This window comes from Pseudomonas sp. S2_B07 (assembly GCF_054668435.1).
In genome coordinates this window covers 355398-371449 of record NZ_CP162769.1, presented here as the reverse complement: position 1 = coordinate 371449, position 16052 = coordinate 355398, and the positions used below count along the sequence as shown (strand labels likewise).

At 56.7% G+C, this 16052-nt stretch carries 15 protein-coding genes; 8 read left to right on the top strand and 7 right to left on the bottom strand.

Going from position 1 to position 16052, the window contains the following annotated elements:
- Nucleotides 1-508: 508 nt before the first annotated feature.
- Nucleotides 509-688, bottom strand: a complete 180-nt coding sequence (locus AB4N43_RS01785) for a hypothetical protein (RefSeq protein ID WP_460152955.1) — start codon at nt 686-688, stop codon at nt 509-511.
- Between the two features lie 1018 nt (nt 689-1706).
- On the opposite strand from AB4N43_RS01785, the gene AB4N43_RS01780 reads away from it, so the two are divergent.
- Entirely contained in the window at nt 1707-1928 is a 222-nt protein-coding gene (locus AB4N43_RS01780) for a hypothetical protein (RefSeq protein ID WP_460152953.1), read from the top strand.
- Nucleotides 1929-2343: 415 nt separating this feature from the next.
- On the opposite strand, the gene AB4N43_RS01775 is transcribed toward AB4N43_RS01780, so the two are convergent.
- Nucleotides 2344-4626 (bottom strand): heavy metal translocating P-type ATPase, encoded by a 2283-nt coding sequence (locus AB4N43_RS01775; protein WP_460152951.1) that lies wholly within the window; start codon nt 4624-4626, stop codon nt 2344-2346.
- Between the two features lie 409 nt (nt 4627-5035).
- On the opposite strand from AB4N43_RS01775, the gene AB4N43_RS01770 reads away from it, so the two are divergent.
- Entirely contained in the window at nt 5036-6397 is a 1362-nt protein-coding gene (locus AB4N43_RS01770; protein WP_460154193.1) for a basic amino acid/polyamine antiporter, read from the top strand.
- A gap of 88 nt (nt 6398-6485) precedes the next feature.
- Nucleotides 6486-7028, top strand: coding sequence for an Hsp20/alpha crystallin family protein (locus AB4N43_RS01765; protein ID WP_027923142.1), 543 nt, complete (start codon nt 6486-6488; stop codon nt 7026-7028).
- Between the two features lie 93 nt (nt 7029-7121).
- Here the strand turns inward: AB4N43_RS01765 and AB4N43_RS01760 are convergent, their stop codons facing one another.
- Nucleotides 7122-8048, bottom strand: a complete 927-nt coding sequence (locus tag AB4N43_RS01760) for a universal stress protein (protein WP_460152949.1) — start codon at nt 8046-8048, stop codon at nt 7122-7124.
- Between the two features lie 224 nt (nt 8049-8272).
- Here AB4N43_RS01760 and AB4N43_RS01755 point away from each other — a divergent pair, with 224 nt between their 5' ends.
- A complete protein-coding gene (locus AB4N43_RS01755; RefSeq protein ID WP_460152947.1) occupies nt 8273-8803 on the top strand; it encodes an N-acetyltransferase family protein in 531 nt (176 codons plus the stop codon).
- Between the two features lie 29 nt (nt 8804-8832).
- Here the strand turns inward: AB4N43_RS01755 and AB4N43_RS01750 are convergent, their stop codons facing one another.
- Nucleotides 8833-9489: a c-type cytochrome gene (locus AB4N43_RS01750; protein WP_027923139.1), complete on the bottom strand. Its 657-nt coding sequence runs from the start codon at nt 9487-9489 to the stop codon at nt 8833-8835.
- Nucleotides 9490-9899: 410 nt separating this feature from the next.
- Between AB4N43_RS01750 and AB4N43_RS01745 the strand changes: the two genes are divergently transcribed.
- Entirely contained in the window at nt 9900-11267 is a 1368-nt protein-coding gene (locus AB4N43_RS01745) for an erythromycin esterase family protein (RefSeq protein ID WP_460152945.1), read from the top strand.
- Between the two features lie 16 nt (nt 11268-11283).
- On the opposite strand, the gene AB4N43_RS01740 is transcribed toward AB4N43_RS01745, so the two are convergent.
- The 3 genes from AB4N43_RS01740 to AB4N43_RS01730 are packed head-to-tail and all read right to left on the bottom strand — an operon-like array spanning nt 11284 to nt 13583.
- Nucleotides 11284-11940, bottom strand: a complete 657-nt coding sequence (locus AB4N43_RS01740; RefSeq protein WP_027923137.1) for a dienelactone hydrolase family protein — start codon at nt 11938-11940, stop codon at nt 11284-11286.
- A complete protein-coding gene (locus AB4N43_RS01735; protein ID WP_027923136.1) occupies nt 11933-12640 on the bottom strand; it encodes a phosphoribosyltransferase in 708 nt (235 codons plus the stop codon). The genes AB4N43_RS01740 and AB4N43_RS01735 overlap by 8 nt, the downstream gene beginning before the upstream one ends.
- Before the next feature lie 58 nt (nt 12641-12698).
- A complete protein-coding gene (locus AB4N43_RS01730; RefSeq protein ID WP_027923135.1) occupies nt 12699-13583 on the bottom strand; it encodes a universal stress protein in 885 nt (294 codons plus the stop codon).
- A gap of 258 nt (nt 13584-13841) precedes the next feature.
- On the opposite strand from AB4N43_RS01730, the gene AB4N43_RS01725 reads away from it, so the two are divergent.
- From AB4N43_RS01725 to AB4N43_RS01715, 3 genes are read left to right on the top strand one after another with little or no spacing between them, the layout of a single operon-like run.
- Nucleotides 13842-14408, top strand: coding sequence for a phosphoribosyltransferase family protein (locus tag AB4N43_RS01725; protein ID WP_027923134.1), 567 nt, complete (start codon nt 13842-13844; stop codon nt 14406-14408).
- A 38-nt stretch (nt 14409-14446) separates the two neighbouring features.
- A complete protein-coding gene (locus AB4N43_RS01720) occupies nt 14447-15412 on the top strand; it encodes a ribose-phosphate diphosphokinase (protein ID WP_194940064.1) in 966 nt (321 codons plus the stop codon).
- 48 nt (nt 15413-15460) lie between these two features.
- Entirely contained in the window at nt 15461-15994 is a 534-nt protein-coding gene (locus tag AB4N43_RS01715; RefSeq protein WP_460154192.1) for a flavin reductase family protein, read from the top strand.
- Nucleotides 15995-16052: the final 58 nt, after the last annotated feature.

The window sequence follows — 16052 nt, the reverse complement described above, 5'->3', positions numbered from 1 at the left end:
CAGAAATTCTCAGTGCGTTCAAAAAGTCGCTTTTTTACCTGATTTATGAAGCTCAGCAGAACGGTTGGCGCGGCAACAACAATCTAGTTTTGTCAAAAAAATTAAGAAATTTAATGAATTAAATAACACACTGCATGTGCGGTCGCGTCACCAGGAACGAATTAGCACCGATTTGCGCAGATTCTGATCGCCACGATGTCGCATTAATTGTAAACACGAAACGGATGGGACAAACCCGAGTGCTCGTAAGCCCTTGAATTCGTGGTGGCATTTTTAACTGACGGTTTTCGCATTTTTAGCTGTTCTCGACACTTTTGCCTATCCGTGGGTGATGCCTAAGACCTTTTCGTTGGCCGCGAGCAATATCTTCTCGGCATCGGAGCAAAGCATCTGCTGAGGGCGACGGCCTCCGAGAAAAGCGTTGCTAGAAGCAAACCAAAATGCGATTCCCCATCCGCCTTTCATCGCTCTCAATACATCGAGGATCGCCTTCACGCCAGGTGCCGGCCTATGCCTGGAAGGCATACGTTGGAAACAACAAGCCACCGGCATGCTGAATTGAAAACACCTGTCTCTCAGCTTCCCATTCGTCCAGGCGCATAGGGGGCAGGTCAAGCCGCTGAGCAGTTTGATCCTGCGAGAGAAAATCACCGCTATCAAGGATGGCTTTCTTCGCGATCTCAAGCATTTGCTGCTCCCGAAAGGCGGTATCCCGGTTTGCTGCCATTAACAGACTCCCACGTGCAAACAAAGTCATAGTCCACCATTGGACGTCGGACCGCGAATCTTAGCAATCAAGGCACGCTCATTTTGATAGACCGATAGTGTGCAGGATTGCGCCAGCAGTGGCAGTAGACACAGTAGTTATCGAGGGGCACCCGGTAGTTAACCGGAAAAAGCGCAAACCATCGTCTAATTTTCTACCGAATATTCCACCTACATAACTGCTCGTAAGGCAGGCCAAACAAGGGCTCGAAGGTGATCAGCGATAAAAAAACGTACATCTAAATCACCGGAAAGACACCATTAATTAACCGGAAAAATGCGTTTAATTAAGCGGAATCATGGCGACAGCATCGTGTGCAGCGTAAATTTCTATACCCGATTCCGGTGAATTAACGTTCACTGAAGTGATCGCTATAAAGCCCTGTAAATTTTCTTCATAAAAATCAGTCACATAAAAGAATCGCAGGGCATTCCGGTTAATTAAGGACGCTGACAGTACCTTATGAGCCTCATGAACATTTCTAACATAGCATCTGATTTAACATAATATACATTACACGTAACAACGTATTTCAGGATCAGCCCGGTTGCACGCAGATTTCGCAGCTCTCGGAAGTAATCTCTTTTCATTTTGAGAACTAAATCCCTTGCGTGGGCGCTTCGCTGCCAGGAAAAGACTTTACTTCTGCGGGCTTCAGAGCCCATTCCGTGGGGCCTATGCGACTTTTCTTGTTCCTGAACCTTCTACGCAGAATGCGAATATTGCGCAGAAATACTTGTGCTGGAGATCAAGCCAGCAGTTCTCATAAGTAACGTGTAAAAAAATGGGAAGTAATAGTGTAAATCGAGCCTTTCGCCTCACGTTCACGGATTTGCTCGCAGATCACTTGTCCAGCAATCATCAGCGCGCTACAGGCTCTGGCGCGGCCTTTGTGACCGTCATCGTTCATGATTCTACGTCATGAGCAGCGGATCCAGAAATGTCGCCCTTGATGAGTACGCGGCGAGTCCATCCGAAAACACGTCGCTGCGTGAAATCTGAAGCGTTCAGCGTGGAGGTTGGTGCGTTGATTTCAAGGGCTGCCACACGTGAAAAGCGCCGCCTGATTTACTTGCAAATGCTGACAGTTTGGGCGGTGAACACCTTGCGCTTGAAGGCTGTTGAACTTTCCTCCTACCAAACACCCTGGACGCTCTCTTGAACCTAGCCAGATAAAAGCTCAGAAAAATGCCAATCCGGTACCGTTGTTAACCACAATTTTGACTTGTTAACTACGGTGGTTAACAAGTCAGAAAACAGGTTTACAGAGTGTTTTTGCCCCTGAGTGTTAGCCTATATTTGCCTGGCGCATCTGAGCTTTTAAAGCTCCGCAATGCTGTTCCAACTCCGGAATTGCCGCTTGGAACGGTTACACTTATAATTGCTAGCGCTGGTCTGTCAGCCGTAGACTTCCAGTTGTTGGCCCCGCAAGATTAGGTTGGACTACATCAGAGCGCGTGTCTGACGAGCGATATGTGCTCTTAAAGGTGGTCTACCGCCAATGGCAACCTAACAACCTTTACGTGAAGTCATTAGCTAACTCAACTAAATACCCATTTAGTCGAGTTGGCAACCTTCTAGCGCCCGTCCAGATAACGGAACAGTTCCTCTTCCTGATCAAAGTGCAGTCGCACAAGGGTATCCAGACGGATCAGCTGATGCTGAATCTCATCAGCAGGCGTTGTCGCAGAGTCGGCGCTGAAGTCGCCGCTCATGCGCACCAGTAAATGGATGAGGCGAAAAATCTCTCGATGCACGTGACTCATGGCCGACATCGGGTCCTCCCCCGGCATGCTTTGTGTCAGCAGCGGGTACAGTGTGTTTTCATCTTCGTGTTCATGCTGCGCCAGTGATGTTTGCAGCTTGTCGACCAGTTCCTGCAAGTCTGTCTGTGCTTGCGCAAGTGGGCGCTGGGCAAAGTCGCTGGCCAGTTGGTGCAGATCGCTCAGCACGGTGGAGAGTTGCTGGTGTTCGTCTTGCAGGTGATCGATGTGCTCTGCGGTAAGGTCTCGTTTCCTCAACGCCCATAACGGCCCCAATGCCCGCAAGGCGTTAATGATGATCGCGACGTCGATGCCCTCCTGCACCACGGCGCCAATCAGCGGCGGCAAGTAGCCAAAGGCGGCTGCCGCCATGGCCAGCAATGACATTCCCATCCCGACCAGCACACCTTGGCGTGCGATGTAGCGGGTTCGTCGGGCAATGTCCAACGCCTCGACCAGGCGATCCAGACGATCCACCAACAGCACAACGCCAGCGGCTTGCGCAGAAGCCGTGGCACCGCCCGCCCCCATGGCTACGCCGACGTTGGCCGCCGCCAGCGCCGGGGCATCGTTGATGCCGTCGCCGACCATCAGTGTGCTAGCGCGCAGGCAACCTTGCTGTACGGCACGCACTTTATCCTCGGGGGTCAACCCGGCACGCAGCTCGTCAATCCCGGCAGACAGCGCAATCATCTCCGCGGTTTCCAGGCGATCCCCGGTGAGCATGACGATCTTTTCGATGCCCCTGTTGCGCAGTCGACGCAGCGTCTGCGGGGTTTCGCGCCGAACCTTGTCCGAGAAAACCAGCAGGCCTGCGAGTTTGCCATCCACGTCGATGAAGCTTCCACTGCACGCCAGGTAATCCATGTGGCGCAGCATGGCGGCGACCCAGTCGGTTTCAGGGGGCGCTTTGTGAACAAAAGACAATGTGCCGAAACGCACCTGCACGCCATCGACGCGCCCACAAAGTCCAGAGCCTGGGCTTTCTTCTACTGTCTGCGGGACGCTGAGCGGCAACTGGCGCTGATGGGCCGCTTCAACAATTGCCTGGGAAACAGGATGCGTCGAGGCCTGTGCCAGCGAAGCGGCCAGGGCAAGCAGGCGCTGCGGATCGCCCAGTCCGTTGACCTCTATCGACTGCAGGCGCGCATGGCCGCTGGTCAGCGTGCCGGTCTTGTCGAGAAACACTTGTTTGACCCCGGCCAGCGCTTCCACGGTCGCGCCGTCCTTGATCAAGATCCCGCGCCGCGCTGCCCTCGAAATACCCGACATGAAGGCAATCGGTACGGCCAGAATCAAAGGGCAAGGTGTGGCCACCACCAGCACGGCCAGCGCGCGCAAAGGATCGCCACTCAATTGCCAGGCCAATCCGGCGATCAGCAATGTCAGTGGGATGAAGAACAAGGCATAGCGGTCGGCCAGGCGCACGAAAGGTGCGCGCGAACGACGTGCCTCCTCGGCCAGCCGCACGATGCCCGCGTAGGTACTCTGCGCGGCCGTTCGCGTGGCGATTAGCAGGATGGGCGCACCGACGTTGGAAACGCCGCTGGGCAGTTGCTCTCCTTCTCGACGGGTGACAGGCAGCGACTCACCGCTGAGCGCCGATTCGTCCAGAATGGCCGCAGGACTTAGCAGCCGACCGTCGACCGGGATCACCTCTCCCATCCGCACCAACAATGTTTGATGCAGTTGGACCTGCTCAACCGGAATCTCGCGCAAGCCACCCTCCTCCTGCAGCCAGGCAAAACGTGGCGCCCGGTCGATGAGCGCACGAAGCTCACGGTCAGCGCGTTGCTTGGTGAAAAACTCCAGGGTCCGTCCAGTCGCCAGCATCAAGGCAATCACCGCCGCCACCAGTGTCTGGTCAAAGACCAGGGCGGCAGTGATCGACAGCAGCGCGATCAGGTCGACACCGGCCTCGCGCCGGGCCAGGCGCCTGACGATTTCAACGAGCAGTACCGCAGACATCACCAGACTTCCCGCGGCCCAGCACCTCGATGCCCAATCAGGTGCTTGCGCAACATACGCAATGCCGCCGGCCAGCAGCGTCAGTGCGGTGAGCAGCAACAGAACGGGGTCCAGCCACTTACTGAGCATTGAAGTGAGTTCCTTAAAAGCGATGTGCATGCCTCGCTGTAAAAACATCTGTCGTTCATCGAGGTAGAGCTTAGGACTCGAATGCCTTTCGTGTCCCCGGGGCGCCGCAATTTCGGCGTTCGATACAACACAAGTCATGGTTGTGCCCGGGCAAATCGGGTGTTTGCCGTCTTTCTGATCTAAATCAATCAGGCGTTGGACGGACACGTAGACATTAGAGTCAGCATTCGCACACATCGCATTCGATGTGTGCAGAAACTCTCGTTTCGTGGAGGCTCCCATGGCTACGCACCTGCAAGGCACCCAACCGGTCATCCCGCCGACTGCCCACCCACTTGCAGGCAGTTTGCGAAAGGTGGAGCCCAAACGCTTGTCCTTGAGTTTGCTGATTGCGCTGGTGGTCGGTTCGATGATCGGCAGCGGCATTTTCAGCCTGCCGCAAAACATGGCGGCCAGTGCCGGCGCCGGAGCCATTCTGATTGGCTGGCTGATCACCGGTGTCGGCATGTTGTCGCTGGCGCTGGTTTATCAAACCTTGTCCAACCGTCAACCGGCTCTGGATAACGGTGTGTTTGCCTATGCGCGTGCCTTGGGTGGCGAATTCCTCGGGTTCAACTCAGCCTGGGGTTACTGGATCAGCGCCTGGATCGGCAACGTCAGCTACCTGGTGATTTTGTTCGCGGCGCTGAGTTATTTCTTCCCGCTGTTCGGTGAAGGCAATAACAAAGCGGCGATTGCCGGCGCGTCCGTGGTGCTGTGGTCGTTGCACTGGATGATCCTCAGAGGGATGCGCACTGCGGCCCGGGCCAACGCGTTGACCACGGTAGCCAAGATCGTACCGTTACTGCTGTTTATCGGCCTGGTGATCGCGGCCTTCCAGCGTGAAACCTTCACTGTCGATTTCTGGGGCTCGCCCGCGCTGGGCAGCACCCTCGATCAGGTCAAAAGCACTATGTTGGTCACCGTTTGGGTGTTCATCGGGATCGAAGGCGCCAACGTGTTCTCCGCCCGCGCCGCAGAACGCGCCAACGTCGGTCGCGCCACCGTCATCGGTTTTGTCATCACCCTGTTGCTGTTGATTGCGGTGTCGCTGCTGTCACTGGGCATTTTGAAACAACCGGAGTTAGCCGCCCTGAAAAACCCTTCGATGGCCGGCGTACTTCAGGCTGCCGCCGGGCCATGGGGCGCGGTGCTGATCAGCATCGGCTTGATCATTTCGGTGGGGGGCGCCCTGCTCGCCTGGACGCTGCTCGCAGCGGAGTCGGTGTTCACACCAGCCAAGGAAAAGGTGATGCCAGGTACGCTCGCCGTGGAAAACACCCAAGGTGTACCGGCCAATGCACTGTGGATCACCAACGGCTGCATTCAACTGTTCCTGTTACTGACGCTGTACTCGAGCGCCACTTACCTTGCGCTGATTTCCCTGGCCACCTCGATGATTCTGCTGCCCTACCTGTTCAGCGGTGTGTATGCGCTGAAACTGACCTTGCAGGGCCAGACCTACGCCGGCCACCGCGCCTTGCAACTGCGTGACATGGCCATCGCCGCGGTCGCGACGCTGTATTGCCTGTGGCTGCTGTATGCCGCCGGGCCTAAATACATGTTGCTCAGCGCTTTGCTCTACGCCCCCGGTTCGTTGATTTACCTGGCCACCATCAGGTCTCGCCAGGGACAACCGCTCAGCGGCCCTGAGACCGGGCTGTTGATCATTATCTGGACGGCCGCAGCCTTCGCCGGCTGGATGCTGTGGTCCGGGACACTGGCCTTGTAAGGTCAGTATCACGTGTTTGTTCTGTCGTGGTGGACCGCCAAACGGGTGTTCGCGATCCATCTCTATTACCCAAGAGGAGGAAATCAAAATGAGCAACAGTGAAAAAAAAGTACCGGTTCATAGCGACGACAAAGCCAGTCAGCATCCAGTGACAACAGACGTCTGGCGCCCCCTGGAAAAGCTTCGGCAACAGGTTGATCACCTGTTCGAAGACTTCAATCGCGGCTCGGGGCTGTCGCCATTCGGTCGCGGGCTGTTTGATGTCGAGCCGCTCTGGCGACGGGAACTGATCGGCCATAGCCTGCCTGCCGTGGACATCTGCGAGAAAGACAAAAGCTACGAAATCACAGCTGAGCTGCCCGGCATGGATCAGAAAAACATTGAGATCAAACTGTCCAACGGCAGCCTGATCATCAAGGGCGAAAAGAAAGAGGACAAGGAAGAGAAAGGAAAGGGTTATCACCTCAGCGAGCGTCACTACGGCTCCTTCGAGCGGGTGTTCAACTTGCCCAAAGGTGTCGATGCCGAGAAGATCGACGCGAGTTTCAGCAAGGGAGTGCTGAGCATCTCGCTGCCGAAAAAGCCCGAGGCCATGAAAGCGGATAAAGTCGTGCCAATCAAAGGCGAGTGAGTCCCAGGCTGCCCTGCCCCTGTCGGGAAACCGGTGGGGGCTTTTTTATGTTCATTGCAAAAGACTGAAACAAGGCGCGCGTTAATGCTGCGATCACAAGTTTTCTTCGACGCAGGAATTGGATTGTCTGACCGCCAGAATGCTGCCCTGCAACGAATACAGCGCGCGCTCCATAGTGCTGCCGATGAATCGATGAGTGCCCACCCGATGCACGGTGCCCATCACCACGACGTCAACCTGGTAATCATCGACAACTGCACTGATCACCGGCATAGGCAGCCCCATGAAAAAATGCCGGCGCTCTGGAGCAATGCCATAGCGCTCAGCCAGGGTGTTGAAGGCCTGATGAAGGGACTCTCGCAACCCATCCATGAAGGCCACATTCCAGCCGCCGGTGATCAGCGGCGTATCGCCATTGAATGCAGGCGATAAATCATAGGCGTAAAGCAGGTGCAGCGATGCGTCGCATTGCACGGCCAGCGTATGAGCTGCCTGAATAATGGCATCGTTCACATCATGGATTTGTGTGACCGTATCAAACAGGTCCACAGCGGCGACGATCCGATGAGGCAACTCATGATGGACCTGGTTGACCAAGTGCAACGCAACGGGACATCCACGCAGCAAATGGTAATCCAAAGGTGTAACGAACACCCGTCCAAGTACCGGGTCTACCGTGACATCCTTGATGACCAGGTCGGGCTTGAGCGCTTCTACACATTTCAAGATGTCGAGCACTGGATCGCAGGTAAAGACAACTTGCACGTTCACCTCTAATCCCTGTGCATTGAGACGCTGAAGTGTCTGGTCCCTCCAGTGGAGATAATGGCGCTGATATCGCTGATCCCCCTCCTCGTCTCTGTTCTCTTCCCACACTGGCGCCATGGGCGCCGGTTCTATAAAGGCTCGTACATCCAGCATGGCTCCACTGGCCCTGGCCAGGGCGATGGCACGCAGCAAGGCTGGGGCCTCTTTCAGGTTTGGGTTGGCGATCAGCAGCAAGCGTTGATAGTGGGCCATGACACACCTCCTCTCTACACCGGCCCATAGCGTGGCCATGTTCAAAGACTGCGCTTGTTGCACCCTTTGCCTGTTTGATTTACATCAAATCCAGGCAATTGAGCGCGCTGTCACAAGAGAGCTGATCCAGATCATATTCAGGCGCAGTCAGCGGAGTAGAAAGAAGTGAATCGCGAGATTTGCCACTGCGCGCCAACCTTTGAAGACGGCTGGAGGATCGCATCATGATCACTGTCAAAGACCCTGATGATCGGGCCTCTGAAGCCTATTCCAAAGTCACTGGGAAATACTGGATCGAAGCGCTCAAGGATGGTCGTCACGTGTTGATCCGGCAACTGACGGAAAAAGACCGCGAGCGAGAGTACAGCTTCATCAAACAGCTGTGCCCTGAGTCCCGGCACATGCGCTTTCTCACGCAGATCAACGACCCCGGGAACAAGCAGTGCCTGGCATACATCGCATTGGTCCACGAAAATGGCCAATTGATCGAGATCGGCGTCAGCCGTTATGTCGCCACGGGCGAATATAAGTGTGAATGTACGGTGACAGTCGCCGATCAATGGAAGCATCTGGGGCTGGGGACGCTATTGATGGCACATTTGATCTGGGCCGCGCGCAAGAACCGTTTCCACCAGATGTATGCGGTCGACGCCTCCAGCAATGCCCCGATGCGCGAGCTGGCCAGATCCCTGGGCTTCGAAACGCGCAACGATCCCTTTGATACCCGTCAGGTGATTCACGGCCTGTACCTGTAAAACGACTTGAGCGCTGTCAGCGAAAGCCATTATTTTTTTGCCCCCAGTGTTGCCATGTAATGGGCGACAGATTCGGCATCCGCATCCGACAGTGAATGATGTTGCTTCATCAGGGCGTCCCGGGGGCGCAGTTCGGTCTGTTGAAGCACCTTGATCTGGCGACTCATATAAGCGGCATGTTGACCCGCCAGGCGGGGAATCGGGCCATCTCCCTGACCGTCAGCACCGTGGCACGAACTGCACTGCGCGACGCCCGCCCCAGGCAAGCCCTGGCGAAAGATCAATTCACCGCGGGCATCGGGTGTGTCGGCATCCGCCTTCATGGGGCTCTGACTTGAAAAATAGTCAGCCAGTTCGGCTATCTGGGTCTGCGTCAGATGGGTAAATCCCCACATGTACTGAGTCCCGGTTTTATCACTGCGTGCATGGTCCTTGAAGTCAGCCAACTGCAACTTCAGGTACTCTTTTTGCTGCCCGGCTAACTTGGGAAACAATGGCGAGAAGGACTCTCCCGTCTGTCCATGGCATTGGGCGCAAACCTGGTCGTTCATGACGATACCGGACATGGGCGAGGTTGTTTGCGATGGCTCTTCGCTCGTACGGGTACACCCCATGAGCGCTGCCAAGCAGAGGGCAAGAGCAAGATGTGATCGGTTGAAAAAACTCTTCATGCCAAATGCTTCCATGATCTACGCCCCTGTGTTCAGCGGATCAATACGCGTCCTTCACCTGCCGTTCAATTCCCTCTGCTGATGACAGCCCTAGGCTGGAGCCTAGCTAGACGCAGACCATTTACAAGGTCAGAGCAGAATGAGCCTTGCGAGCCTGCATTCAGAATAACGCCCATCGCGTCAGGTCATATTCGGCAATCAGCGAATACTGGATCACGACACCTTCTCTTAAGGCTTTTCACCCTTTATTGACGAAACTCAATTGTTTATCTGGAGCAAGGTGTAGGAATACTCAAACAGGTGATGAAGCGACACAAAAGCTTGCGTTTAAACACAATGTGTCAAGGACCTGCGGATCGATTTCCGGCAGTTGTGCGCAAGCGCAATACCGCTGGCGGTAACCCACCCTTACGGGGACGACGGTCATGAACACACCCTCCCAAGACATGCTGGATAACCTGTATGGCTCACCTCGGCACATTGACCAGGCTGCCATCGCACCGCTTCTGCGCCAATACGCCGAGCCTCTGCCGGCGCTGGACTCATCCGCCTTTGGTGAAATGTTCGATCGCTATGCCGATGCGCGCGTGGTGTTGATTGGTGAGGCGAGTCATGGCACCAGTGATTTTTATCGAACCCGGGCAGCGATCACCCAAAGGCTGATTGAGCAACACGGGTTCAACATTGTGGCCGTTGAAGCCGACTGGCCGGACGCAGGCCATGTCGACCAGTATGTCCGGGGGTTGGCACATTCGGCGTGGAAACGTCACATCTTCAGCCGATTCCCGACCTGGATGTGGCGTAACACCGACGTGAGAGCATTCGCCCACTGGCTGCATCAATACAACCACACCCTCGCCACTGAGCGTCGCGTCGAGTTCCGCGGGCTGGACGTATACAGCTTGCGCAACTCCATCCATGAGGTGCTGAGTTATCTGGACCGGGTCGACCCACAGCTGGCCCACGAAGCCCGGCGGCGCTATGGCTGTCTGACCCCTTGGCAGGATGATCCCGCCTTGTATGGTCACTTCGTCGAACGTGCCGGCTTGATGCCTTGTGAGCAACCGGTGATCGAACAGCTCGACGCCATGCTGGCTGAACAACTGGCCGGGCTCATCCAGAACGACGAGGCATTCTTCAATGCGGCGCAAAATGCTCGGGTGGTGCAGGCGGCGGAACAGTATTACCGTGCGATTTATCGAGGGTCGACCGCCTCGTGGAACCTGCGTGACCGGCACATGTTCGACACACTTCGGGCACTGCTTGAGCACCGGGGTCCACAAGCCAAAGCCGTGGTCTGGGCGCACAATTCTCATATTGGCAACGCGGCTGCGACGGAAATGGGCTGGAAGGGTCAGTTCAACATCGGTCAGCTGTGCCGCAGTGCTTATGGGCGCGATGCTGTTCTGATCGGCATGAGCACCGACCGTGGTCAGGTGGCCGCGGCCGATGACTGGGACGGCGACATGCTCATCAAGGACATCCGGCCCTCTCGCCCGGACAGTTGGGAGCACCAGTTCCTAATGGCGGGTGTGCCGGCGTCATTGACCGACTGGCGAGACCCAACGCGCAAAGCGCTGCGCCGGGTGTTGTCCAAACCATTGCTGGAGCGGGCCATCGGGGTGATTTACCGCCCTGAAACCGAGCGTGGCAGTCACTACTTCGAAGCGACGCTGGCCGAACAGTTCGACGCCATGATCTGGATTGAACAGACCCAACCCGTGACAGCACTGGCGCTGCCGAAAAGCCAGAGACTCGAACCGGAAGACGAAACCTATCCGTTTGGCGTGTGAGGCCGATCAGGCGTTGTCAGGCGGGGCCGTGCAAATGCTTCTCGAACCAGTCGCCAGCGAGTCTGGCGACTTCTTCAAGGGCGCCCGGTTCTTCGAAAAGATGAGTCGCGCCCGCCACGATTTCCAGCTGCTGCTCACACCGCAAGGCATGACTGCTTTGATCATTCAATTCGAGCACCACCGGGTCCTGGGCGCCCACGATCTGCAGAGTGGGTGCCCTCACCTGCGACAATGCAGCCCCCGCCAGGTCGGTGCGCCCTCCCCGACTGACCACCGCATGCACCACCTCCGGGCGCACGGCCGCCGCCAACAACGCCGCCGCAGCACCGGTGCTTGCGCCGAACAGGCCGATTCGTAGCGAGTGCAACTTCACGTCCCGACCGACCCAGTCGATGACTTCCACCAGTCGCCTGGCGAGCAAGGCGATATCGAAACGTAGCTCCCGGGTGAGGTTGTCCAGCCGTTGCTCTGGCTCCGTGAGCAGGTCGAACAGCAGCGACGCCAGCCCCCTGCTGGCCAGCGACTCGGCGACATACTGATTACGCGGACTTGTACGACTGCTGCCGCTGCCATGCACGAAGACCACCAGACCGCAGGGGTTGGCCGGCAGACGCAAGTCGGCTGATAACTCAACGTCCTTCAGGTCCAGCTGTCGATAGTGCGACTCAGTCATCGACGTTCCCCTGAACCTTGGCGCTGGTGGCGGCTTCTCGCTGCCAGGCCAGTTGCAACAAATCAATGACTTCTTCGTCCGAGGTCTGGGGGAAATTCAAGTACCAATACCCGATCGACATCATCCATTCAGGCATGAGTGGGCAGATCACCTCATCGACTTCGAAGCTCAGCGTGTCCACCGTTTCCAGCGGCGCAACCGGCACGGCAACGACGATACGAGCAGGTGCCTGCATACGCACCGCGCGGATCGCCGCCATCATCGAGGCGCCCGTCGCCAGGCCATCATCCACCAGAATCACCACCTGCCCCTTGAGCTGTAAGGGTGGCCGGGCGCCCCGGTACAGCAACTCGCGCCGCTGCAATTCCCGTGTTTCACGCGCGACCACGGCGTCGAATGCGGCCGGGGAAATCGGGTGGGCCCGCAGCGCTTCTTCATTTCGGATCTGGATACCGCCACTGGCGATGGCGCCCATGGCGAACTCCGGGTTGGACGGCACGCCCAGTTTGCGCACCAGCATCAGGTCCAGGCGCACGTCCAGGGCCTTGACCACTTCATAGGCGACCGGAACGCCGCCACGGGGTAAGGCGAGGACGATGACATCGGGGCGCTGTGCGTATTTGAGCAACGGTTCCACCAGACGTCGACCGGCTTCTTTCCGGTCCTTCAACGTGGTTTGCAATGAGGGGCTTTGACTCATGAAAAACCTCCCCAGGCGATGACGCCTGTCGTTTCGTTTCAACATGGCCTGGCCCGATCTAGACGGCCAGAACGCTGCAAGGCACCTGGTACAGAATGTGTTCGGTCGTGCTGCCCAGCAGCTTCTCCAGGCCGTGATACTGGACTCTGCCCATCACGATCACATCCACCTTCTGCTCGCTGGCAAAATCGCTCAACGCCGAGACCGGGTGTCCGAGAACAAAATGCCGACGGTCAGAGGGGACGCCATACCGACCGGCCAATTTAATGAACGATTGTTCCTCGGTGGTGCGCAACTCTTTGGTGATGTCTTGAAGCGCCAGCCCCCCCATGTCCGCCAGATAGACCCCAGAAAGATCGCAGGCATACAGCAGGTGCAACTCGGCATCGCACTGCAACGCCAGGTTGGTGGCTTGCTGAATGATCCGCTCGTTCAGCTCGCTGTTTGCAGGCGCCGTATCCGAAGCGTCAACCGCCGCCACGACCTTGCGCGGCAAGGCATGGCCACCGCCGCCCACCAGATAGATCGGTATTGGGCAGTGGCGCAACAAATGCCAATCCAGCGGAGTGAAGAACGCGCGTTTGAGCGCTGATTCGTGTTGCACTTCCTTGATCAACAGGTCGGGCTGCATTTCCGTGACGCGATCAAGAATGTCTTGCTTCATGTCATCGGTCCACGCCACCTCCGTCGTCACTTCGAGCCCGAGAGCGTGGAGTTTGGTGGCCTGGTTCTGCAGCCAGTCGCGATGGTCCTGACGATAGCTTTCCAGGGCCTTTTCCTGCTCGCCTTCGTCAAGCAGTGACAGTATCTTCAACGGCTTTATAAACGCAGCAATATGCAAGCTCGCGCCGCTGGCCTTGGCCAGGGCGGCCGCATGGTTTATCGCAGGGGAATGGCGCAGGGCCGGGTTGATGATGAGTAACAAGCGTTGATATTGGCTCATGATCTGACTCCAGACAGGGGGGACTTGACGCGCCGGATCAGACGCCAGCGTTTGATTCAGAGTCCTCCGTTGATGTCGCCCAGGCGTTGATTTATATCAAATCCCTGCGCAAGACCGATCAATGGACTAACGCCGCTCATGGATTGACATTTCATTTCTCCGTACTTGATCAATATCAATAGGGCCGAGCCGAGCGGGATTACGTTGGCAGTGGCCCCGCACTTTTTGGCGGTTGATTGGTTTCGACAGGAGACGGCAATGTCTGCCCCACTTGCGAGTCAGCGGTTGCGCTTGTACGACAGCGATGAACTCGATGGCGTGCTGCAGGCGATGGCGCGCCAAGCGGCGATATTGTTGCCGCCCGCTCAATCGGCACTGATTGGCATCCAGCGCCGCGGCGAGCCTCTGGCACAGCGCTTACAGCAGCATCTTTCGCGTCAGACCGGCCAGCCAGAACTGCCGCTGTACCCCCTGAAGGTCAAGCGCTATGCCGATGACCTCAAGGTCCTGCATGCACATACGGAATTGACCGAGAACCCGCTTCTGGGCGCGCTGGACCTTGCCAATACAACCCTGCTTGTTGTCGACGATGTGCTTTTTGAGGGCCATTCACTCCTGCGCACCTGTGCCTATCTGGCGCAACTGGGGGCCCGTCGGGTCTACACGGCGGTATTGGTTGACCGGCATGTTTGCCAGCAACCGATCCGTGCCGACATTATCGGCGTGCATCTGCAAGTTGCCGCCCATGACATCGTCGAATGCAACGTCCCGCCCTACGAAATGGAGTTCTGCATTGAAGTGTTACGGCATGGTGCTGTCAGATGACGGCGCAACTGTTCGATAAGCCTCAAAGGAGCCAATGCATGCTCACTGACCGCCCGCTTCTTTTTGCCCTGCAAGGCAGTGAGCACTATGCAACCCGCGTCGCGCAGCGGCTTGGCTGCCAACTGGCCCTTCATGAAGAACGCAACTATGAAGATGGCGAACATAAATGCCGACCGCTGGCGTCGGTTAACGGTCGCGAGGTCGTGGTGTTCCATTCCTTGTATGGGGATGATCGGCAGAGCGCTAACGATAAGTTGTGTCGCCTGTTGTTCTTTTGCGGAGCACTCAAGGATGCCGGTGCTCGCCATGTGCAAGTCGTAACACCCTACCTCTGTTACGGACGCAAAGATCGTCGCAGCCAACCTCAAGACCCAACGATCACCCGCTACCTGGCGACCATTTTTGAAGCCTGCCACGTTGATCGTCTGGTTGCCCTGGAGGTGCATAATCCGGCCGCGTTCGACAATGCCTTTCGCATTCCTGCGTGGAACGTGCAGTGCACAGAATTATTCGCCGAGCATTTCGCCAGGTTCGTCGGCGACGCCGACGTGGTAGCGGTGTCCCCGGATTCCGGTGGTGCCAAGCGCGCCGAACAGTTTCGTCAGGCCCTCGAACGACAACTGGGACGCTCAGTGGGCAGTGCGCTGATGGAAAAGCACCGTGCTCACGCGACGCTGACGGGCACCCTCTTGGTGGGCGACGTATCGGGTAAGACAGCCATTGTTTTCGACGACCTGATCAGTACCGGTGAAACGCTGAAGCATGCGGGCCTTGCCTGTCAAAAGGGTGGAGCCACCCGATTATTCGCCGCGGCGACCCATGGTTTGTTTACGGCGGGCAGCCAACTGTTCGACCCGCCGCTTTTCGAGCACATTGCGATCTCTGACAGCGTGCCGCCATTTCGCCTGCTGCCCGAGTGTGTGACGCAGCACGTGCACGTACTCGACAGCACCGCCCAGATAGCCACCTTGCTGGCTGAAAATGGAGCATTCGATTCCGTCTGAGCGGAAGCTGTCGATCAGAGCCAATGGGAGTGCCTGACGTTGAAAAAGATGAAAATCAACACAGCATTCACACTGATGGAGCCAGGCCCGGTGGTCTTCGTCACCACAAATGACGGCCAGAAGAACAACATCATGACCATTTCGTGGACCATGGTGATGGGCTTCACGCCGACTTTCGCCATGACCACCGGCCCCTGGAACTATTCATACGCCGCGCTTCTGAAAACCAAGGAGTGCGTCATTTCAATCCCCACCGTCGATTTGATCGATTGCGTTATTGGTGTGGGGACCTGTTCCGGTGCGGACACAGACAAGTTTGCAACATTCGGATTGACGCCCGTGAAAGGCAAACATGTCAGGTCACCCTTGATTAAGGAGTGCTTGGCCAATATCGAATGCAACGTTATCGATGTCATCGAGAAACACAATATTGTTGTCCTCGAAGGCCTCGCCGCCTACATCGACGATTCACGCAAAGAGACACGAACCATTCATTCAGTGGGTGATGGTTCCTTCGTCATGGACGGACGCAAACTGGATAGAAGAGAAAGGATGCAGTCGAAGCTTCCAGAGGGTGTCTAGGTGTTTAGTGGTTGTGCGCAATCACCCATTCAAATGGACTCGTCATCGTCGTGCTGAT